Annotated in this window: 17 protein-coding genes and 1 pseudogene; 3 read left to right on the top strand and 15 right to left on the bottom strand. The window is 70.8% G+C overall.

What is annotated here, in order from left to right:
* Positions 1-122: 122 nt before the first annotated feature.
* Positions 123-262: pseudogene (locus ABD333_RS19035) on the top strand (IS30 family transposase); the annotation flags it as partial.
* Between the two features lie 106 nt (positions 263-368).
* On the opposite strand, the gene ABD333_RS19030 reads toward ABD333_RS19035, so the two are convergent.
* Complete coding sequence (locus tag ABD333_RS19030; RefSeq protein WP_344542634.1) at positions 369-878, bottom strand: cupin domain-containing protein; 510 nt, start codon at positions 876-878, stop codon at positions 369-371.
* A gap of 89 nt (positions 879-967) precedes the next feature.
* Between ABD333_RS19030 and ABD333_RS19025 the strand changes: the two genes are divergently transcribed.
* Positions 968-1,465 carry a MarR family winged helix-turn-helix transcriptional regulator gene (locus ABD333_RS19025; protein WP_344542632.1) on the top strand — a complete coding sequence of 166 codons (498 nt, stop codon included), beginning with the start codon at positions 968-970 and terminating at the stop codon, positions 1,463-1,465.
* Here ABD333_RS19025 and ABD333_RS19020 read toward each other — a convergent pair.
* Positions 1,437-2,012 (bottom strand): SMI1/KNR4 family protein, encoded by a 576-nt coding sequence (locus tag ABD333_RS19020; protein WP_344542630.1) that lies wholly within the window; start codon positions 2,010-2,012, stop codon positions 1,437-1,439. The genes ABD333_RS19025 and ABD333_RS19020 overlap by 29 nt on opposite strands.
* On the bottom strand, positions 2,009-2,227 hold the full coding sequence (locus ABD333_RS19015) for a hypothetical protein (protein WP_344542628.1): 219 nt from the start codon (positions 2,225-2,227) through the stop codon (positions 2,009-2,011). Before ABD333_RS19015 ends, ABD333_RS19020 begins: the two co-directional genes overlap by 4 nt.
* 183 nt (positions 2,228-2,410) lie before the next feature.
* Between ABD333_RS19015 and ABD333_RS19010 the strand changes: the two genes are divergently transcribed.
* Positions 2,411-2,845 carry a hypothetical protein gene (locus tag ABD333_RS19010; RefSeq protein ID WP_344542626.1) on the top strand — a complete coding sequence of 145 codons (435 nt, stop codon included), beginning with the start codon at positions 2,411-2,413 and terminating at the stop codon, positions 2,843-2,845.
* A 173-nt stretch (positions 2,846-3,018) separates the two neighbouring features.
* Here the strand turns inward: ABD333_RS19010 and ABD333_RS19005 are convergent, their stop codons facing one another.
* The 12 genes from ABD333_RS19005 to ABD333_RS18950 form a co-directional block, all read right to left on the bottom strand.
* Positions 3,019-5,910, bottom strand: a complete 2,892-nt coding sequence (locus ABD333_RS19005; RefSeq protein ID WP_344542624.1) for an Rne/Rng family ribonuclease — start codon at positions 5,908-5,910, stop codon at positions 3,019-3,021.
* 209 nt (positions 5,911-6,119) lie between these two features.
* Complete coding sequence (locus tag ABD333_RS19000) at positions 6,120-6,980, bottom strand: TIGR03936 family radical SAM-associated protein (protein ID WP_344542622.1); 861 nt, start codon at positions 6,978-6,980, stop codon at positions 6,120-6,122.
* Between the two features lie 115 nt (positions 6,981-7,095).
* Positions 7,096-9,018: a TIGR03960 family B12-binding radical SAM protein gene (locus ABD333_RS18995; RefSeq protein ID WP_344542620.1), complete on the bottom strand. Its 1,923-nt coding sequence runs from the start codon at positions 9,016-9,018 to the stop codon at positions 7,096-7,098.
* A 171-nt stretch (positions 9,019-9,189) separates the two neighbouring features.
* Positions 9,190-10,395 carry a rod shape-determining protein RodA gene (rodA, locus tag ABD333_RS18990; protein WP_344542618.1) on the bottom strand — a complete coding sequence of 402 codons (1,206 nt, stop codon included), beginning with the start codon at positions 10,393-10,395 and terminating at the stop codon, positions 9,190-9,192.
* Entirely contained in the window at positions 10,392-12,500 is a 2,109-nt protein-coding gene (gene mrdA / locus ABD333_RS18985; RefSeq protein ID WP_344542616.1) for a penicillin-binding protein 2, read from the bottom strand. The genes rodA and mrdA overlap by 4 nt, the downstream gene beginning before the upstream one ends.
* Positions 12,497-13,090: a rod shape-determining protein MreD gene (gene mreD / locus ABD333_RS18980; RefSeq protein ID WP_344542614.1), complete on the bottom strand. Its 594-nt coding sequence runs from the start codon at positions 13,088-13,090 to the stop codon at positions 12,497-12,499. Before mreD ends, mrdA begins: the two co-directional genes overlap by 4 nt.
* Position 13,091: 1 nt before the next feature.
* The gene (gene mreC, locus ABD333_RS18975; protein ID WP_344542612.1) at positions 13,092-14,090 is read right to left on the bottom strand and encodes a rod shape-determining protein MreC; all 999 of its coding nucleotides are present in this window, start codon (positions 14,088-14,090) and stop codon (positions 13,092-13,094) included.
* Positions 14,091-14,133: 43 nt separating this feature from the next.
* Positions 14,134-15,168: a rod shape-determining protein gene (locus tag ABD333_RS18970; RefSeq protein ID WP_410557728.1), complete on the bottom strand. Its 1,035-nt coding sequence runs from the start codon at positions 15,166-15,168 to the stop codon at positions 14,134-14,136.
* Between the two features lie 231 nt (positions 15,169-15,399).
* A complete protein-coding gene (gene ndk / locus ABD333_RS18965; RefSeq protein ID WP_151571204.1) occupies positions 15,400-15,810 on the bottom strand; it encodes a nucleoside-diphosphate kinase in 411 nt (136 codons plus the stop codon).
* A 39-nt stretch (positions 15,811-15,849) separates the two neighbouring features.
* A complete protein-coding gene (locus tag ABD333_RS18960; RefSeq protein WP_344542608.1) occupies positions 15,850-17,304 on the bottom strand; it encodes a hypothetical protein in 1,455 nt (484 codons plus the stop codon).
* Positions 17,305-18,283: 979 nt separating this feature from the next.
* Entirely contained in the window at positions 18,284-18,610 is a 327-nt protein-coding gene (locus ABD333_RS18955; RefSeq protein ID WP_344542606.1) for a DUF4233 domain-containing protein, read from the bottom strand.
* Positions 18,611-18,629: 19 nt separating this feature from the next.
* Entirely contained in the window at positions 18,630-20,000 is a 1,371-nt protein-coding gene (locus ABD333_RS18950) for a bifunctional folylpolyglutamate synthase/dihydrofolate synthase (RefSeq protein WP_344542660.1), read from the bottom strand.
* Between the last annotated feature and the right edge of the window lie 101 nt (positions 20,001-20,101).

Genomic DNA, 20,101 nt, shown 5'->3' with positions numbered 1-20,101 from the left:
ACTCTGACATCCACCGCAGCCGACCCAACCCCGACGGTCGACTCTTCGGACAAGTCACTTCCCAGACCCGCCACGGCCGACACTACGACATGCACTACGGCGCCTTGACAAACACAGAGGCACCCAAAGGCACCGACCTATCGGCCCACCCCCCCACCACCTAGCCGCCGTCGCCGCCCAACTCAACAGCCGACCCCGCAAAACCCTCGACTGGGACACCCCAGCCCAACGCCTCGCTACGCTCATGACCACAACAACATGACCAACCCGTGTTGCAACGACCCCTTGAAACCACCTGGGGTTCGGGGCGCGAGCCCCGATGGGGCTGTCCGAGCGTTAGCGAGGGCCTTGCTTTTGGAACTGGGTTTCTAGACGAAGAAGCTGTCGTGGCGGGTGAAGAAGTCTGCTTGTTGCTCGGGGGTCATGTCGGCTAGGCCGGTGATGCCTTCGAAGTACTCCTCGCGGGGAGCGCCGGGGGCGAAGAGCATGAGCATTGAGGCGGGCTCGTTCGATTCGTTGCGGAAGGCGTGGAGGCCGCCCACGGGGACGTAGAGGTAGTCGCCGGAGGTCGCGTCGATCCAGCGTTCGCCGTCGAAGAGGCGCATGGTGCCGGACAGGATGAAGAACGACTCCGACATCGCCTTGTGGAAATGGGTGGCCGGGCCGCCCACCTCGGGACCCATGTCCACCCGGTACAAGCCGTACTCCCCGTTCGTGGAGGTCGTGGTGGAGAGGTAGTGGTAGGCGGTGCCCTGGCCGACGGTCGGGCCTGTCGAGGTCACGGGGGTTGAGATGAAGTCCGGGGCGGTGGTGGCCGGACGGAAGGTCGCGTTGATCTCGCCCTTGTCACCGAAGTAGCGGAGGTCGGGGTAGGACATGTCGGCTCCTTCACTGATAAGATGAGCGCTAAGATAATCAGCGCTTGCATGAGTGTCAAGTAGATGAGCGCTCATCTATTGGAGGTGCCATGGCCGACGCGGTGGCCGGGGTGATCGAGCAATGGCGGCGCGAGCGGCCGGACGTGGACGTCTCGCCGCTCGCGGTGGTGGCCAGGGTCATGCGGCTCTCCCGGCTCTGGGACAAGGAGATCAAGGACTTCCTGGCGCAGCATGATCTTGAGCCGGGCGAGTTCGACATGCTGTCGACGCTGCGGCGATCGGGAGAGCCCTACGAGCTGACCGCCGGCGCGTTCCTCAAGGCCTCGCTGGTCACCACGGGGGCCGTGACTCTGCGGGTCGATCGGATGGACGCCAAGGGCCTGGTCACCCGGGTACGGGACGAGGGCGACCGGCGTTCGGTCAAGATCCGGCTCACCCCGCGCGGCCTGGAGGTGATCGACCGGGTGCTGCCGCTGCATCTGGAGAGCGAGGCGCGCCTCCTGGAGGCGCTGGACGAGGCAGAGACCGTGGGGCTCGCGTCCATGTTGAGCCGCCTGCTCACGTCGTACGGGGATACGAGCGGCTGATCGACAGGCGTTCGGTCGCCTGGGTCCAGGGGGTGGGTTCCGGTAGGTCCTCGACGGCCTCGTGACCGTCGACGCTGAACCAGCCGGTGTCGGACAGCCAGCTCTCCAGCCAGTCCTCCAGCGTCGGGGCGTCGACGAACCAGGTCTCCGCCCAGTCGCCGTCGAACGCGTTCGGCTCGAAGAGCAGGACGGGGGTCTGGGCGTCCACGCAGTCCACCGCGGCGTACATGCCGCATCCCCAGGTGAGGATCGGCAGGACGCCCGCGGGCCAATGCGGGTCCTCGCTCCGCGCTGACTCGGCGCGTTCGGCCTGGTAGACGTTCACCGCGGTGGTCTCGCCCGCGTTCAGCGGATACAGCTGGTAGTCGGGACCGAAGCCGCCGTCGGCGATCTCCTGGTAGAGCCGCGCGAGCAGAGGCGGCAGCCAGAATCCCAGCGTCTCTTCGGCCACGGCGATCTGTGCGGGTGACAGGGCCGGAGGTAGTCGCGGGGTGATCTCGTGGGCCTTGGCCACTACGCGGCGGATTAGGGAGTCCGGATCCGTCATGACACGCCTCGCTCGCGGAGGCGGCGGCGGAACTCGGCCACGCTGAACGGGGTCTCGGCGGCCAGTTCCTCGACGCTCGTACCGGAGCGCACGGCCTCCGCTGCGGCGTCGAAGAGCGCGGCCCTGGCCTCTTCTTCCTGATTGCGCGCGTCGTCATAACGAGTCGCGGCGAGCTTGAACTCGGCGTCGGCTCGGGAGGTGTCATCTCCAGACATACGAAGGACCGTAGCGGAGTTCACCCGATTTCGACGCCCGCGCGGCGGGCGGCGGCGGAGGGCGCGGTCAGCCGCCCGGGATCACCACTGGATACCGACTTTGGTGATCTTCATGCGGCGAACGATCTTGATCATCTAGATTGCCCTGGTTCAGGATCGTTCGACCGAAGGACTTCGCAACTTATGAAGACCCGTCTCCTCTCCGCCGCCGCCGCGTTCGCGGTGGCCGGCGGTGCGCTGGCAGCCATTCCCGCGACCGCCAACGCGGACGCTGGCGTGGGCACCGCACAGGTCGCCGCCGGACAGGCCTCGGCGAGCGCCGCCAAGGTCAGGCGGTTCGATTTCCGCCGGGGCTGGGGAGTCGCCTGGGGCACCGCGTCCACCAAGGTGGTCAAGGGCCGCATGTCGGACCAGCGGAACGACGGCACGTGCATCCAGGCCCGCGTTGCGTGGGACGTCAAGAGGGGCGGCAAGTTCCGTGTCTTCGACCGCGACGTCAAGACCGTGTGCGGGGCACTGGTCGTGGAGTTCAGGGCCACGCCGGGCGACCGGGGCCAGCGGCGCAAGGCCGACCGCGTGCACGTCACGTTCGCTCCCGTCAAGGACCGCCTCGGCTGACTCGCGGCGGCGATGAGAGGCGGGTCCCGGATTCCGGGGCCCGCCTTCCCTTTGCCGAGGGCGCCCGAAGGGCCCGGCGACCGCTGGATGTGCCGCCGCGACCGTGAGCAGTCGGTGTGAGACGGCTATGGCCCCGGCTGGGCAGCCGGGGCCATAGCTGAAACAGGTCTTCGTCAGTCTTCGGGCGCGGTCTCGACCTTGGCGCGGGGACGACGGGTGCGGCTGCGGCGGCGGCCGTTGCCGACGGCGGCCTCCTCGTCGGGGGCGGCGCCGTTGAGGTCGGCCTCGGCCGAGCCCGGCTCCAGGGTGCCGGGAACGGTCTCGGTGGCCTCGACCGCGGCCTCGGCGGCCTCTTCGACGGCCTCCTCGGCAGGCTCGTCGTTGCCGTTCCTGGCGAGCTTGTCCTCGACGGCCTTCTCGATGTCGCCCTTGCGCTTGCGGCGGCGCCCGCTCTCCTTGGCGGTCTTGCCGTCCGGCTTGGGCTCGACCGGCGACAGGTGAACGTGGATGCCGCGGCCGTTGCACGACTCGCAGGTCTCCGAGAACGCCTCCAGGAGGCCCTGGCCGACCCGCTTGCGGGTCATCTGCACCAGGCCCAGCGAGGTGACCTCGGCGACCTGGTGTTTGGTACGGTCCCGCGACAGGCACTCGACCATGCGGCGCAGGACCAGGTCGCGGTTGCTCTCCAGGACCATGTCGATGAAGTCGATCACGACGATGCCGCCGATGTCGCGCAGCCGGAGCTGGCGGACGATCTCCTCGGCCGCTTCGAGGTTGTTGCGGGTGACCGTCTCTTCGAGGTTGCCGCCCTGGCCGGTGAACTTGCCGGTGTTGACGTCGATGACCGTCATGGCCTCGGTGCGGTCGATCACCAGGGAGCCGCCGGACGGCAGCCACACCTTGCGGTCGAGGGCCTTGGCGATCTGCTCGTCGATGCGGTAGGCGGACAGGACGTCCTGGTCGCCCTCCCACCGTTCGACGCGGTCGGCCAGGTGCGGCGCCACGTACTGGACGTAGTCGGAGACCGTGTCCCAGGCGCCGGCGCCGGCGACGACGAGCTTGGTGAAGTCCTCGTTGAAGATGTCGCGGACGACGCGGATCGTCAGGTCGGGCTCGCCGTGGAGCAGGGAGGGCGCCGAAGCGGACTTGACCTGCTTCTGGATGTGGTCCCACTGGGCGGCCAGGCGGGAGACGTCGCGCGAGAGCTCCTCCTCGGTGGCGCCCTCGGCGGCGGTACGGACGATCACGCCCGCGTTCTCCGGCATGACCTTCTTGAGGATCGACTTGAGCCGGCTGCGCTCCTTGTCGGGCAGCTTGCGGCTGATGCCGGTCATCGAGCCGTCGGGCACGTAGACCAGGTAACGGCCGGGGAGGGACACCTGGCTGGTCAGGCGCGCGCCCTTGTGGCCCAGCGGGTCCTTGGTGACCTGGACCAGGACGGACTGGCCGGACTTGAGCGCGGACTCGATACGGCGCGGCTGGCCCTCCAGCCCGGCGACGTCCCAGTTGACCTCGCCCGCGTACAGGACGGCGTTGCGGCCCTTGCCGATGTCGACGAACGCCGCCTCCATCGAGGGCAGCACGTTCTGGACCTTGCCGAGGTAGACGTTGCCCACGTACGACTGGTGCGTCGCGCGGTTGACGTAGTGCTCGACGAGCACGTCGTCCTCCAGCACGGCGATCTGGGTGCGCTCGCCCTCCTGGCGGACCACCATGACGCGCTCGACCGACTCGCGGCGGGCCAGGAACTCGGCCTCGGTGATCACCGGCGGGCGGCGGCGGCCCTGCTCGCGGCCCTCGCGGCGGCGCTGCTTCTTGGCCTCCAGGCGGGTGGAGCCGCGGACGGACTGCACCTCGTCCTCGGCCGCGCGCGACTCCGCGCTCCGCACCGCGCGGACGTGGGTGACGGTGTTGGGCGGGTCGTCGACGATCTCGGCGTCGGTGGTGCCGGAACGGCGGCGACGGCGACGGCGGCGACGGCTCGAACCGCCGGCCGAGTCGTCCTCGTCGGTGTCGTCGTCGCCCTCATCGGCCTGGTCGCTCTCGGCGGCCTGCTCCTCCTTGGCCTCCTGGGCGGCCTTGCGGGAACGGGTGGCCTTCGTGCCCGTCTCCTTGGGCTCGTCGGCCTCGGCCTCGTCGGCGCCCTCGTCGTCGCCGTCCTTGCCGGTGCGGCCACGTCCGCGGCCGCCCCTGCGGCGGCGGCGGCGCGACGGGCGGTCGCCCGACTCGTCGTCCTCGTCGTGCTCGTCGTGCTCGGCTCCGGCCTCGTCGGTCTCGTCCTCGGCGAGCTCGGCGTCCTTGGCCTCGTCCTTCGGCTCCTCCTTGGGCTTGGCCTTGGACTTGGACTTGGCCGGTGCCGCGGTGGGCTCCGGTGCCTGGAAGACGACCATGGGCGGCTGGAAGCTCACCGAGGGCACTCCCCCGGCGGCCGTCTCGTCCTCGTCCGCCTCGGCCTCCGGCTGGACGGGAGGAACGACGGGCACCGCGGGAACGGCCGGAGCCTCGGCGGCGCTCTTGCGGCGCGTACGAGTGCGGGTGGCCTTGACAGGCTTGTCGGGTTTGTCGGCCGGGGCCGCGGACTCGGCGGCCGGGGCGTCAGCGTCCGCGGCCGGAGCGTCGGCGGCCGGGGCTGTGGACTGGTCGGCGGGCGCCTCGTCGGCCTTGGCCTTGGACTTGGCGGTCTTCGCGCGGGTCGCGCGGGTGCGGGTGGTCTTCTTGGGCGGCGCGGCCTCCTCGGACGCGCCCTCCTCCGGGCCTGCCGCGGCCGGTGGCGGCGGGGGCGGCGTCTCCGACGCGGCGGCCGCCGCGGCCGCCGCACTGGTCGCGGTCTCCGCCCCGGCGGTGGTCGCCCGGGCGGGGTCCGCCCCGGCGGTGCTCGTGCCGGGGGCGGTCGCCGCCGGAGGGGTCTCGTCGATCTCGGGCGGTGGACCGGCCGGACGGCTGGCCGCACGGCGGCGTGTCCTGGTGGTCTTCACACCGGCCGGCTGCGCGCCGGTCGGCTGTGCGCCGGTCGTGGCGTTATCGGTGCCTTCGGCATTCGCCGAATCGGCTTCGTTATCAAGCATTCGGGCAATCTCCCGTCAGGCTCCCGGGCGCGACCGTCCGTATCCGCCTCGGGCGGTACGGTGCGGTGCGCCGCACGGGAACACTCCGTCAGTCGTCGGCGCCGTCGCGTCCGGGCATGGCCCGGCAGCGACGACAAAGTCGTCGGGGGTGCGCCGATCTTTCCCTGCGGGCCGGTTCCGTGGCGGCGCCACGGCTTCGGCTCGTTCGATCAGGCGCTGACCACATCCGCGCTCACGGCTTCGCCGGAGATCGGGAGAGCGGACCCCGAAGCCGCTCCGGCTTCGTCGCCGGACGGCTGGCCGTTCTCCCGGTCGGAATCCAGCGGATCCGCGAGGCCACCGGTGGCCGCGTCGAGGGGCCCCTGCGCCAGCCTGGTCACCAAGGGCGGTGACGGCGGCGCTAGGTCGGCGACCTGGCGCAGTCCGGTGAGGATGTCGTCGGGTCGTACGGCAGGTGTGGTATGCCGAACAACCATTCGAAGTATCGCACAAGGGGCATCCGCCGTCTCCTCGGCACGCCGGTCCAGCTCCAGAGCGGACACGGCGGCACGGACGTCGAAACGGCGTCGTCCCTTTTTCGTGAGGCGTTCCACCTCGATCTCGGTGGCGGCCAAGAAGGCGGCCACGGCCGCGGCGGCGTCGTCGGAGGCGACACCGTCCAGCCGGATCCGCCACTCGGACGCCTCGAGCCGATCCGCCAGCGCGCCCGGCTTGGCCTGGGCTTCACCGGTGCGCACCGGCCGGACCGTCACGACATCCACGATGTCGAGACCGTCGGGCAGGGCGGCGTCGAGATCGGCCCGTACCCGCGCAGGGTCGCGGGGCTCGGTGAGCCCGATCTCGAGGTACTCGGCCTCACTGGCCACCCCGGTTGCCGCCGCACCCGCATACGAGATCTTGGGGTGCGGAGTGAATCCCGCGCTGAACGCGACAGGAATCCCGGCACGCCGAACGGCGCGTTCCACGGCCCGGGAAATGTCGCGATGGCTTGTGAACCGCAGCCTGCCGCGCTTGGCATAGCGCACGCGCAGGCGTTGGGTCACAGGGGCCGGCGCAGGGCCCTCCGGCATGGGAGCCAGGGCACTAGTCCTTCCTACTCGCGTCGAGTCGAAAACGTCTCCCTATAGAGTACGGGGCTCGCGGCGATGCTGCGTTTGTCGCCGGCGGCGGTCCTGTACTACGAGGTCAGACTACAGAGAGCGGAAGCAGGCGCTTGCCGGTGGGGCCGATCTGGATCTCGGTGCCCATGGTCGGGCAGACCCCGCAGTCGTAGCAGGGCGTCCAGCGGCAGTCCTCGACCTCGGTCTCGTCGACCGCGTCCCGCCAGTCCTGCCAGAGCCATTCACGGTCCAGGCCCGCGTCCAGGTGGTCCCATGGGAGCACCTCGACCTCGTCGCGTTCGCGGGTGGTGTACCAGTCGACGTCGACGCCGTGCTCGGCCAGCACCTGCGCGGCGCTCCCCAGCCAGCGTTCGAACGAGAAGTGCTCGCTCCAGCCGTCGAAGCGGCCGCCGTCCTCCCAGACCGCGCGGACGACCCGGCCGACGCGCCGGTCACCGCGCGACAGCAGGCCCTCGACGATCGACGGCTGGCCGTCGTGGTAGCGCAGGCCGATGGCGCGGCCGTACTCCTTGTCGCCGCGCAGGGCGTCCTTGAGGGCCTTCAGGCGCCGGTCGACGGTCTCGTGGTCGCACTGGGCGGCCCACTGGAACGGGGTGTGCGGCTTGGGCACGAATCCGCCGATGGAGACCGTGCAGCGGATGTCGCGGCGGCCGGTGGCGTCCCGGCCCGCCTTGATCACGCGCTTGGCCATGTCGGCGATGGCGAGGACGTCCTCGTCCTCCTCGGTGGGCAGCCCGCACATGAAGTAGAGCTTGACCTGGCGCCAGCCGTTCTCGTACGCGGTGGTCACGGTCCTGATCAGGTCGTCCTCGGTGACCATCTTGTTGATCACCTTGCGCAGGCGCTCGGAGCCGCCCTCGGGCGCGAACGTCAGCCCGGACCGGCGCCCGCCGCGCGAGAACTCGTTGGCCAGTGTGATGTTGAACGCGTCGACCCGCGTGGACGGCAGCGACAGCGAGGTGTTGGTGCCCTCGTACCGGTCGGCCAGGTCCTTGGCCACCTCGCCGATCTCGCTGTGGTCGGCGCTGGACAGGCTGAGCAGGCCGACCTCCTGGAAGCCGCTCTGCTTGAGGCCCTCGTCGACCATCGCGCCGATCGTCGTGATCGAACGTTCCCGCACCGGCCGGGTGATCATGCCCGCCTGGCAGAACCGGCAGCCGCGCGTGCAGCCCCGGAAGATCTCCACGCTGAAGCGTTCGTGCACGGTCTCGGCCAGCGGGACCAGGGGCTTCTTGGGGTAGGGCCACTTGTCCAGGTCCATGACGGTGTGCTTCTCGACCCGCCACGGCACGCCGGGCCGGTTGGGCGCGACCCGCTGGATGCGCCCGTCCGGCAGGTACGTCACGTCGTAGAACTTCGGCACGTACACGCCGCCCGAGGCCGCGAGCCGCATCAGCAGCCCGTCGCGCCCGCCGGGGGCGCCGTCGGCCTTCCACTCGCGGATGACCTCGGTGATCGCGAGCGCGATCTCCTCGCCGTCGCCGAGCACCGCCGCGTCGAGGAAGTCGGCGATCGGCTCGGGGTTGAACGCCGCGTGCCCGCCGGCCAGCACGATCGGGTGGTCGTCGCCGCGGTCGGCGGCCTCCAGCGGGATGCCGGCCAGGTCGAGCGCGGTCAGCAGGTTGGTGTAGCCGAGCTCGGTCGAGAACGAGACGCCCAGGACGTCGAACGCGCCGACCGGGCGGTGCGCGTCGACCGTGAACTGCGGGATGCCCTCCTCGCGCATGATCGCCTCAAGGTCGGGCCAGACGCTGTAGGTGCGCTCGGCGAGCACGCCCTCGCGCTCGTTGAGGATCTCGTAGAGGATCTGGACGCCCTGGTTGGGCAGCCCGACCTCGTAGGCGTCGGGGTACATCAGGGCCCACCGGACCTCGGCCTCGTCCCAGTCCTTGATCTGTGAGTTGAGCTCACCGCCGACGTACTGAATCGGCTTCTGCACGCGTGGGAGCACCGGCTCCAGGCGCGGGAAGATCGACTCAACAGGCATGGGGAGCCCTCCAGGGGAAGGATTCGTGGGAACAATCAAGCCTACCCCCACCCGTCTCCCGGTTCTCCCGGGAACAACGGGGGTACGGCGCGATGGCGGACGTGTTGCCGGGTTGCGGCCGGGCCGCTTCAGCTTGGCCGGGCCGGGCCGCTTCAGGCGGGCCAGGAGGTCTCAGTCGAAGGCCCGGCGGCGGACGTGGACGGCCTGGAGCAGGCCGAGGGCGATCATGTTGGCGAACGTGGCGGAGCCGCCGTAGGAGACGAACGGCAGCGGCAGGCCGGTGATCGGCATGATCCCGAGCGTCATGCCGACGTTCTCGAACGTCTGGAAGCCCAGCCAGCACACCACGCCGGTGGCGACCAGCGTGCCGAAGAAGTCGGCCGCCTGCGTCGCGATCCGCAGCCCGCGCCAGAACACGATGCCCAGCAGGATGATGATCACCGCGGCCCCGAGGAAACCGAGCTCCTCCCCCGCCACGGTGAAGATGAAGTCGGTCTGCTGTTCGGGGACGAAGTGGCCGCCGGTCTGCTCGCCCTGGAAGAGCCCCTTGCCGGTGAAGCCGCCCGAGCCGACCGCGATCCGGGCCTGCTGGGCGTTGTAGCCCGCGCCGCGCGGATCGGCCGACGGGTCGAGGAACGCCGTGAAGCGGGCGAGCTGGTAGGGCTTGAGCAGGCCGAAGAACCAGGTGAGGAACGCGGTCACCACCGCGCCGCCGACCAGCCCGGCCAGCCAGCGTTTCCGCACGCCCGACACGGCCAGCATGCCGAGCACCACGGCGGCGAAGACCAGCGTCGTGCCGAGGTCGGGCTGCAGCAGGATCAGCACGGCCGGGACCCCGGCCAGGGCCAGCGCCAGCAGGATGTCGCGCCGTCCGGGTCCGACCTCGCCGTCGCGCGGCTCGCCGAGGATCATGGCGAGCAGCACCACCAGGCCGACCTTGGCGAACTCCGACGGCTGGATCTGGAACCCGCCGCCGATCACGATCCACGAGTGCGACCCGTTGATCGTCGAGCCGACCGGCGAGAGCACCAGCACCAGCCCGACGCACGCGAGCCCGTACAGGATCGGCACGTACGCGCGCAGCAGCCGGTAGTCGAGCACGGTCACCACGCCGCCCAGCACGAACCCGATGACCAGGTTGAGGATGTGGCGCTTGAGGAAGCCCTCGGGGTCCTTGCCCTGCTCGGTCAGGAGCTGGAACGTGGCCGAGCGCACCAGTAGCGCGCCGACCAGCGACAGCGCCACCACGACGAGGATCAGCGTCCAGTCGAGCCTGTGCAGGCTGCTCAGCCGCCGCCGCCAGAGCCCGCGTTCGCCGTAGCCGCCGACCGGCCCGGCGCCGCCGAGACCTCCGAGACCCCCGATGCCGCCGATCATGAGGTCGCTCCGGAGCCGCCGCGGCCCGTGAGGCCGGCCGTGCCGCCGCCCAGCCTGGGCAGGGTCTCGGGGAGCTTGCCGTCCTTGAGCGCCGGCTTCTTGTTCTTCTTGCCCAGGCCGTACATCGCCTCCCAGATCTCCCGGACGGCGGGCGCCGCGGTCGAGGCGCCCGTGCCGCCCTGCGAGAACATCGCCACCACCGCGAAGCGCGGCTTCTTCGCCGGGGCGTACGAGGCGAACCACGAGGTGTCGTCCTTGCCGTAGACCTCGGCGGTGCCGGTCTTGCCCGCCACGTGGAGCTTGCCGAGGTCGAAACCGGCGAACGCGCCGCGCGCGGTGCCCGACTTGGTCACGTCGGCCAGGCTGTCGCGGATGTACTTGAGCACCTTGGCGTCCACCGGCAGCCGCTGCGGCTGCGGCGTCTCGATGCGGCGCGCGACCGAGCCGTCCGGGCGCACGACCGCCTGCGCGATCCGGGGCACGACCAGCTTGCCGCCGTTGGCCACGGCCGCGTACGCCCTGGTCAGCTGCAGCGGGGTCACGAGCATGTCGCCCTGGCCGATGGAGAGGTTGGCCGCGTCACCGGCACGCCACTGGAAACCCTCGACGCAGTTTTCGGCCGCGATCTGCTTGACGTAGGCGGCGCGGCTCGGGTCCTTGCGTTCGAGATCGGGGTAGCCCTCCTTGGCCGCCTTGCAGTCGGCGGCCTTGGTGGCGTTCCAGTAGTCGCGCTTCCATTTGCGGTCGGGAATCCGGCCCGTGGTCTCGCCGGGCACGTCGATGCCGGTGCGGCTGCCGAAGCCCCACTGGCGGATCATCTTGACGATCGGGTCGGACGGGTTCTTCTTCGGCTTCATGCCGCCGTCGCGCAGCCACGCCTCGTACGCGAACTTGTAGAAGATCGTGTCGCAGGAGACCACCAGGGCGCGGTGCAGGTTCATGCTGCCGTGGCCCTGGCCCTCGAAGTTGCGGAACGCGCGGCTGCCGACCATGTAGGAGCCGGGACAGCTGTAGGTGGCGTGCAGGTCGTAGCCGTCGGCGAGCGCGCCGGTGAGGGTGGCGACCTTGAACGTGGACGCGGGAGCGAACTGGCCCTGGGTGGCCCGCGAGATCAGGGGCTCGCCCTTCTTCTTGCCGAGCAGCCCCTCGTACTCGTCCTCGGAGATCCCGCCGGTCCAGACGCTCGGGTTGTACGTCGGGTGGCTGGCCAGCGCCACGATACGGCCGGTCTGCACGTCCATCACGACCGCGGCGGCCGAGTCGGCCTTGTGGCCCTGGCTGCGGGCGTTCTTGATCCCGTTCTCCAGCGCCTTCTCCGCCGCCTCCTGCACCTTGGCGTCGATGCTGGTGACCAGGTTGCCGCCGGCGATCGGCGCCTTCTCCGCGGCGGTGCCGGTCACGCGGCCCTGGCTGTCGACCAGGACCTTGCGGAAGCCCGGCACGCCGCGCAGGTCGCCGTCGTAGGTCGCCTCCAGGCCGTCGCGGCCGATCAGGTCGACGCCGCTGTAGCCGGTGACCTTGAGGCCCTTGCGCTTGTCGAGCTCCTCCTGCGTGATCGGCTGGAGGTAGCCGAGGGCCTGCACCGCGCTGGCGCCCTCGGGCTCGGGGTATTCGCGGACGGGCTGGACCGCGGCCGACACGCCGGGGTACTCCTCCTGCCGCTCCATGATCTGCAGTGCGCGCTTGGGGTCGACCTTGTCGTCGACGGGGATCGGCTGGAAGGGAGAGCCCGGCCAGCAGGGCCGCTTGACCGTGGGGCTGCAGAGGCGGATGCGCTTCTCCAGCTCGGCGGTCGAGGTGCCGAGCGTCGCGGCGAGCCGGGCGAGCACGCCCTTGCCCTTGTCCTTCTGCCGCGACAGCGAGGTGCGGTCGACCGACACGACCAGCGCGGTGCGGTTGCGGACCAGCGGCCGGCCCGTGCCGTCGAGGATCATGCCGCGGACGGCGGGCACCACGATGTCGCGGGTGCGGTTCTCGGCGGCGATCTGCCGGTAGTGCGCGCCGTCGAGGACCTGCATCGTCCACAACCGCCCCATCAGGACCAGCACCATCGCCCCGAAGAGGACGTACAGCACGACGAGCCGGAAGTGGGTCCTGGAATTCACAACCGCGTCCCCACTCCACTGCGGTAGCGGGCGGCGGGGAGCATGGACCGGTCCCTGGAGGACCGTTCGCCGCGTTCGAAGCGGTGGGTCACGCGTAGCACCGCCCACACCACGAACGGGCTGGCCATCACGTCGTAGAGCACCTGCAACGGCACGATCCGCGACACGATCGTCCAGCTCGCGCGCGGGTCGCCGAGCAGCATGCCCGTCGCCGCGTACAGCACGGTGGCGACCAGGGCGCCCGCCGCGACCGCGAAGAACGGCACCAGCGACTGGCGGTCCATCTCGTCGGACGCCAGCCCGCAGATGTGGCCGATCAGGCAGTAGACCAGCGCGTACCGCCCGATGGTGTGGTCGGCGGGCGGGATGATGTCGGCCGCCAGCCCCGCGCAGAACCCGGCGACCAGGCCGGTCAGCGAGCCGTTGACCAGCGCCAGCGCCACGACGGTCAGCAGCACCAGGTCGGGCGTCACGCCCCCGGGCAGCGGCAGCCGGTTGGCCACCGACACCTGCAGGATCAGCGCGACCACGATCACGGCCGCGGTCAGGACGTTGCGGCCCGCCGGCGATACCTCCGGTGTGTTCAGCACATCAATCCCCCGATGACGGCTTTGTGGACGGCTTCTTGGACGGCCTGCCGCGCTCGCCCGGCCTGTCGTCGTCCGGCTTGCCGCTCGGTTTGGCCGACGGGGTCGCGGAGGGCGCCGGCTTGGGCTTGGGCGGCAGCACCGCGTCGCGCGGATCGACCTTGGGCGGGGCCACCACGACCGCGACGACGTCGAGGCTGGTGAATCTGGCGAACGGGCGCACGTAGGCCGTGCGGGTCAGATCGCCGACCGGCTGGTCGATGCGTTCGATCACGCCGATCGGCACGCCCGGCACGTACGGCCGCTCCGCCTGGGAGCCGAGCGTCACCAGACGCATGCCCACCCGCATCGGCGCGTTGGCGTTGAGCAACTGGAAGCGCAGCGGCGTCTCGCCACCGCCGCCGAGGCCACGGCGGCCGCGGCCCTGCACGATGCCGATCTCCTGGGAGTCCTCCAGGCGGCTGCCGACCTGCGAGGTCACGTCGGTGGCGAGCAGCACGGTGGAGGTGGCCGGGCCGACCCGGACGACGCGGCCGACCAGGCCGTCGGCGCTCATCACGGTCATCTCGGGCCGGACGCCGCTGCGCGAGCCCACGTCGATGGTGACGGTGTCCTCGAAGCCCTGTCCCGCGGAGATCACCTTCGCTGCCGCGATCTTGTAGCCGCCCATCCCGGCCGAGCCGAGCAGCCGGTCGAGCTGCGCGGCGCGGTGCTGGTCGAGCCGGCCCGCCCGCAGTTGCTCGCGGAGCCGCTGGTTCTCGCGTTCGAGCCGGTCGGCGCGGCGCCGTTCGCCCGGCGCGTCGGTGATCGCGTCGACCGTGTTGCCGATCGGCCGCACGACCGCCGCCGACACCCGCTCCACCGGGCCGAACACCGCGGCGCCGACACCGCGCAGCCCGCGCAGCGGCGAGCCGTCGCCGCCCCGATAGTCGATCGTGATCAGCGCGAGCGCCACGACGAGGAGCAAGCCGAGGACCGTGCGGGTCCGCCGGGTGTCCTTCACCCACTGACCTCCCGTTTTCCGTGCGCGAAGGGGGATTGGGTGGTCAGTGTCGCGGCTCGGGGACCAGGACCTGCCGCAGCGACTCGAAGTCCTCGACGCACTTGCCGGTGCCGAGGACGACCGAGTCGAGGGGGTTGTCGACGAGGTGGATCGGCATGCCGGTCTCCTCGCGCAGCCGCTCGTCGAGGTTCTTGAGCAGGGCGCCGCCGCCGGTCAGGGCGATCCCGCGGTCCATGATGTCGCCGGACAGCTCGGGCGGGCACTTGTCGAGGGTGGTCTTGACCGCGTCGACGATGGAGTTGACCGGCTCCTCGATCGCGCGGCGCACCTCCTCGGCGGAGATCACCACGGTCTTGGGCAGCCCGCTGACCAGGTCGCGGCCGCGGATCTCCGCGTGCGGCTCGTCTTCGCCGCCGGGGTAGGCAGACCCGATCGCCATCTTGATCTCCTCCGCGGTGCGCTCCCCGAGCATCAGGGAGTACTCCTTCTTGGAGAACGAGATCACGGCCTGGTCGAGCTCGTCACCACCGACACGCACGGACTGGCTGGTCACGATGCCGCCGAGCGAGATGATGGCGACCTCGGTGGTGCCGCCGCCTATGTCGACGACCATGTTGCCGGTGGGCTCGTAGACGGGCAGCCCGGCGCCGATCGCGGCGGCCATGGGCTCCTCGATGATGTAGACCCGGCGGGCACCGGCCTGGTAACCGGCCTCCTTGACGGCGCGCTGCTCGACCCCGGTGATGCCGCTGGGCACGGCCACCACGATGCGCGGCTTGGCAAAATGCCGGCGTTTGTGCACCTTCTGGATGAAATAGCGCAACATCCGTTCGGTGACGTCGAAGTCGGCGATCACGCCGTCCTTGAGCGGGCGGACGGCGACGATGTTGCCCGGAGTGCGGCCGATCATGCGTTTCGCCTCGATGCCCACCGCGACGATCTTTCCCGTGTTGGTGTTGATCGCCACCACGGAGGGCTCGTTCAGGACGATGCCGCGCCCGCGCACGTAGACCAACGTGTTGGCGGTACCGAGATCGACCGCCATGTCACGGCCAAGAAAAGACAGCTTGTTACCCATGAAGAAAGGGAGCCCTTCATGTTGGCGGGCGTGCAGAGCGGCGTACCCATCGTAACGCGCTGAAGCGGTGCGAGGCAGACACCGACCCGGGGCGTCTTGAATAAAAATCAGGTGCCCACCAGGCCAGTTTTGGCAAAAAGGCACGCGGGCCGGATCACTCCGGCCCGCGTGTGTCAGCCGTTCTCGCGCCCGTGCGCCCCGGGATTCGCACGGGACGGACGGGGCGCGCGGTCAGCCCAGCTCGGGGAAGAACAGCTTGATCTCGCGCGCGGCGGACTCGGGCGAGTCGGAGCCGTGCACGATGTTCTCGCCGATCTCCAGGGCGTGGTCGCCGCGGATGGTGCCCGGCGTCGCCTTGACCGGGTCGGTGGCGCCGGCGAGCGCGCGGAAGGCCTCGATCGCGCGCGGGCCCTCGACCACCATCGCGACCAGCGGGCCGCCGGTGATGAACTCGACCAGCTCGCCGAAGAACGGACGCTCGCGGTGCTCGCCGTAGTGGTCCTCGGCGGTGTCCCGGGACAGCGTGCGCAGCTCCAGCGCCACGATCTTCAGGCCCTTGCGCTCGATGCGGGAGATGACCTCACCGACCACGGCACGGCGGACGCCGTCGGGCTTGACCAGAACAAGAGTGCGCTCGGACACGGGTAGTTCTCCTCGTACAGGTGGGATTACGCGAGAAGGTTACCCGGCTCGGCGGCCTCCGGCGTGCGGGTCGCGTTCGCGCGCCGCGGTGACGCGGACGCACGCGGCGACCAGCACCACGGTCAGCACGCCCGCCGCGATCAGCCAGACGCGGTATCCGGCGGTGAGCCCGTACAACTGCTCGGCGCCGGTCTCCGGGCGCAGACGCTGGATCTGGCCCGACTGGAGCGCGAGCACCAGAAGCTGGCCGACCAGGACGGCCGGGAACGCCAGCGTCAGGCCGAACAGCGCCGCGCCCGCCCCGGCCTCCCGGAGCGAGGCGGCCAGCGCCATGCCGAGACCCGCGCCGAGGGGAACGAGCGGCGCCAGGAGCGACCAGGGACCCGAGGCCACGTCGGTGGCGAGGAAGACGAGCACCGCCACCAGGACCAGGCCGTGCCCGCCCAGCACCGCGCCGCGCGCGGCGTCCCGTGACATCCGCACGGTGGCGAGTGCGCCCAGCAGAGCGGCGAGGGCCGCGGCGGCGAACGGGACGAGCTGGAGACGCGGATCGCCGGTGCCCCGGAGCGCCGCGGACCCGTTCGCCAACCCGGCCAACGGCCCGGCCAGCGGATAGGTGAGCAGCCCGGTCGTCACCATCACGACCGCGCAGCCGAGCGGGCTGCCGGTGGTCGTGTCGCCGCTGCCCACCACCGCCAGGCCGAGGAGCGCGATCATCGCGATGCCGCCGACGACGAGTTGCGCGCCCGGCGACCAGCCGTAGGTCGTGACGACGGCGAGGAAGGCGAACCCGGCGGCGGGAACGGCGGGCAGCAGCAGCTGGCCGCGCTCGGCCCGCCGCGGCGCGGGCAGCGGGCGGCGGCCCCGGAGGATCACGCAGAGGAACGCGGCGCCGAGCGCGGCACCGGCGATGCCCGGGTACGGACCGAACGCCGCGCGCCAGTCACCGGGCGGGCTCCCACCCACAGGCAGCGGCGTCGCATAAAGCGCCAGCGGCATCGCAAGCAGAAGCACGCCGACAAGCGTGCCCGCCCAGATCGAGGCAAGAGCTCGGCTCCGCCTCTCCGCGACCAGCACGACGACGGCGGGCAGCGCGACACCGGCGCCGAGCCCCTGCAACGCCCGTCCGATACCGATCATCGGAACCGTTCCCGCGAACCGAGCCACGCCGAGCCCACCCAGCAGCAGAACGAGGCCGAACAAGAGAACGAAACGCGGCGAGAACCGTCGGGACGCCACGGCCGCGACCGGAACGGCCAGCAGCAGCGCGGGCAACGTGAACCCGGCGGCCCGAATCAGCCCGGGCAGACCGGCGTCGTCAAGGCCGAGACCGTCCCGGGCGGGCACCAGCACGTTCAGGCTGGTGTTGGGAAGCGCCAGCGCGACCGCCGGCACCACGGTGAACGTCGCCAGAAGAACACCAAGCGCCGCCAACCCCTCCCGCACCCGCCCCGCCGCACCCACGATCTCCCCGACACCCTGCTCGACCTCCACCCCAACACCCGAGCCGCCGTCCAAGCCAACGCGAGAGTCGACACCCGACCCAACACCCGAACCGACGTCCGAACGGACGTCCGAACGGACGTCCGAACCCACACCCGAGCCGACGTCCGAACCGACGCCAGAGCCGACGTCCAAGCCAGCGGCCGAGCCACCGCCCCAACCGACGTCCACCGCAACGCCTGAGCCGACGTCCGAACCGACGCCCGAACTGACGCCCGACCCGACGTCCAAGCCGCCGCCCGGACCGACACCGGAACTGGCGGCCGAGCCACCGCCCGAGCCGACGTCCAACTCGACGCTCGAACCGACATCCGAACTGGCACCCGAACCGACACCAAGCCCGGCGCCCGAGCCAACGCTCGGACCGGCGCCTGTATCGGCGGCCAGACCGGCGCCCGAGTCGACATCCGAACCGACGCCCGACCCGACGCCAAAGTCGGCACCTGAACCGGCACCCGACCCGGCGGCCGAGCCAACGCCCCTACTGACGCCCGAGTCGACGCCAAAGTCGTTGCCCGAACCGATACCCGAGCCAACGACCGACCCAATGCCCGTACCGACGCCCGAGTCTGCGCCAAAGTCGACACCCGGCCCGACAGCTGAGCCGACGCCCGTACCGGCGCCCGGGTCGGCGGCTGGGGTGATGTCCGGTTCGGCGTTCGCAGCGAGGCCTGGAGCGGCGCCAGGGTCGGTGGGTTCGTCGGCGGGCTGGATGGTGGGAAGTTCGGCGGTGGGGTGCTCGCGCCAGGTGGGGCGGTCGAGGGGGATGGTGAAGCCGTCGGGGCGGTCGAAGGTGACGGTGCGGTCGGTCGGGGAATCGGTCGGGAACTCGCTGGGATCGTCGTGGGGGGACACGGCCTTCTCCTTCAGAGGGCGTCATCCACCGAAGCAGTTTCCCGATTGTCGGATTTGCGCGTTAAATAGAGAACGCGAAAATCGGCGGATAAATTGAAACGCCGTTCCCGCGAATTTAGCGCGCCTGGACGCCGTCCGCCTTGCGTCCCATCCAAATGGCCGTACCCCAGAGCAGGCCGAAAAGGGCACCGAGGAAGAACATGGTCGGCACCATGAAACCGGTGGCGATGACCAGCACCTGCAAGCCGCTGCCCGCCGCGATCGCCCACGGGAAGCGCAGCATCCCGGCCAGCAGGAGGCAGCCCACCGCGAGCCCGCCGCAGACCAGGCCCGCGAGCCCGCCGTCCACGTCCAGCACCGAGACCGCCACCGGGATCGCGAGCGCGATCACGATCGCCTCGCAGGTCAGCACCATCGCGAGCAACCTTCGTGCCGCGCTCATCGGCTCGCTCCGCTCGCGTTCACTTCGTTCCCTCCACGCGCAGCAGCGTCCGGGCGTCGCCGGCGGTGACCACCGAGCCGGTGATCAGCACGCCCGCGCCCTGGTACTCGCCGGTCTCCTCCGCCAGGCCGATCGCCCGGTCGATGGCGTCGTCCAGGCGCGGGGACACGTGCACCCGGTCGACGCCGAAGATGCCTTCGGCGAGCTCGCCCAGTTCCTCGGCCGGCAGGGAGCGCGGCGAGGAGTTGCGGGTCACCACGAGCTCGGCCAGGACGGGTTCGAGCTGCTCCAGCATGCCGGCGAGGTCCTTGTCGGCGAACGCGGCGAAGACGCCCACCAGCCGGTTGAAGTTGAACTCCTCGGTCACCGTGGCGACGCTCGCCGCCATGCCCGCCGGGTTGTGCGCCGCGTCCAGCAGCACCGTCGGCCCGGTCCGGACGACCTCCAGCCGCCCGGGCGAACCCGCCTTGGCGAAGCCGCTGCGGACCAGCGCCGGGTCGAGCTGTCCCTCGTCGCCGCCCCCGTAGGTCTCCCCCGCGGCGATCCGCGTGGTCGCCTCCAGGTTGGCCTCTCCGCTGGTCGGGGTGCCGCTGGCGAACGCCTCCACGGCGGCCAGCGCGCAGGCGGCGTTGCTCGCCTGGTGGTCACCGAACATCGGCAGGAAGATGTCGTCGTACGCCGCGTGCAGGCCCTGGATGCGTATCAGCTGGCCGCCGAACGCGATGTCGCGGTGCACCGCGCCGAACTCGATGCCCTCCCGCGCCGCCACCGCGCCCACCTCGGCGACCCTGCGCAGCAGCACCTCGGCCGCCGCGACCGGCTGCTGGGCCAGAACGGCGATCGCGCCGGGCTTGATGATCCCGGCCTTCTCGGCCGCGATCTCCTCGATCGTGTCGCCGAGATAGCGGGTGTGGTCCAGGCCGATCGGCGTGATCACGGCCACGGTCCCGTCGGCCACGTTCGTCGCGTCCCAGGCACCGCCCATGCCGGTCTCGACGATCGCCACGTCCACCGGCGCGTCGGCGAACGCCGCGTACGCCATCGCCGTCAGCACCTCGAAGAACGACAGCCGGACGCCGTGCTTGTCATCGATCAGCCGCACGTACGGCAGCACGTCGCGCAGGGTCTCGACGAACCCTTCCTCGGAGATCGCCTCGCCGTCGATCGCGATCCGCTCGCGCAGGGTCGTCAGCTCCGGGCTGGTGTAGAGGCCGGTGCGCAGGCCGCGCTCGCGCAGCAGCGACTCGATCAGCCGCGCGGTGCTGGTCTTGCCGTTGGTGCCCGCGATGTGGATGACGGGGTAGGAGCGCTGCGGCTCACCCAGCAGGTCCACCAGATCGCGGATCCGGTCGAGGGTGGGATCGATGTCCCATTCGACCCCGCGGCCCATGATCTCGTTCACGGCGTCGCGGTAGTCGAGCGGCTCGGTTACCTGGCTCACGTTGCTCCATGCCTGCGGAAAGTGACCTTTGCAGCCTACTTGCCCCGGGT

Source organism: Actinomadura fulvescens, from assembly GCF_039533225.1.
Classification (GTDB): Bacteria; Actinomycetota; Actinomycetes; order Streptosporangiales; family Streptosporangiaceae; genus Spirillospora; species Spirillospora fulvescens.
This window is presented reverse-complemented; position numbering and strand designations above follow the sequence as displayed.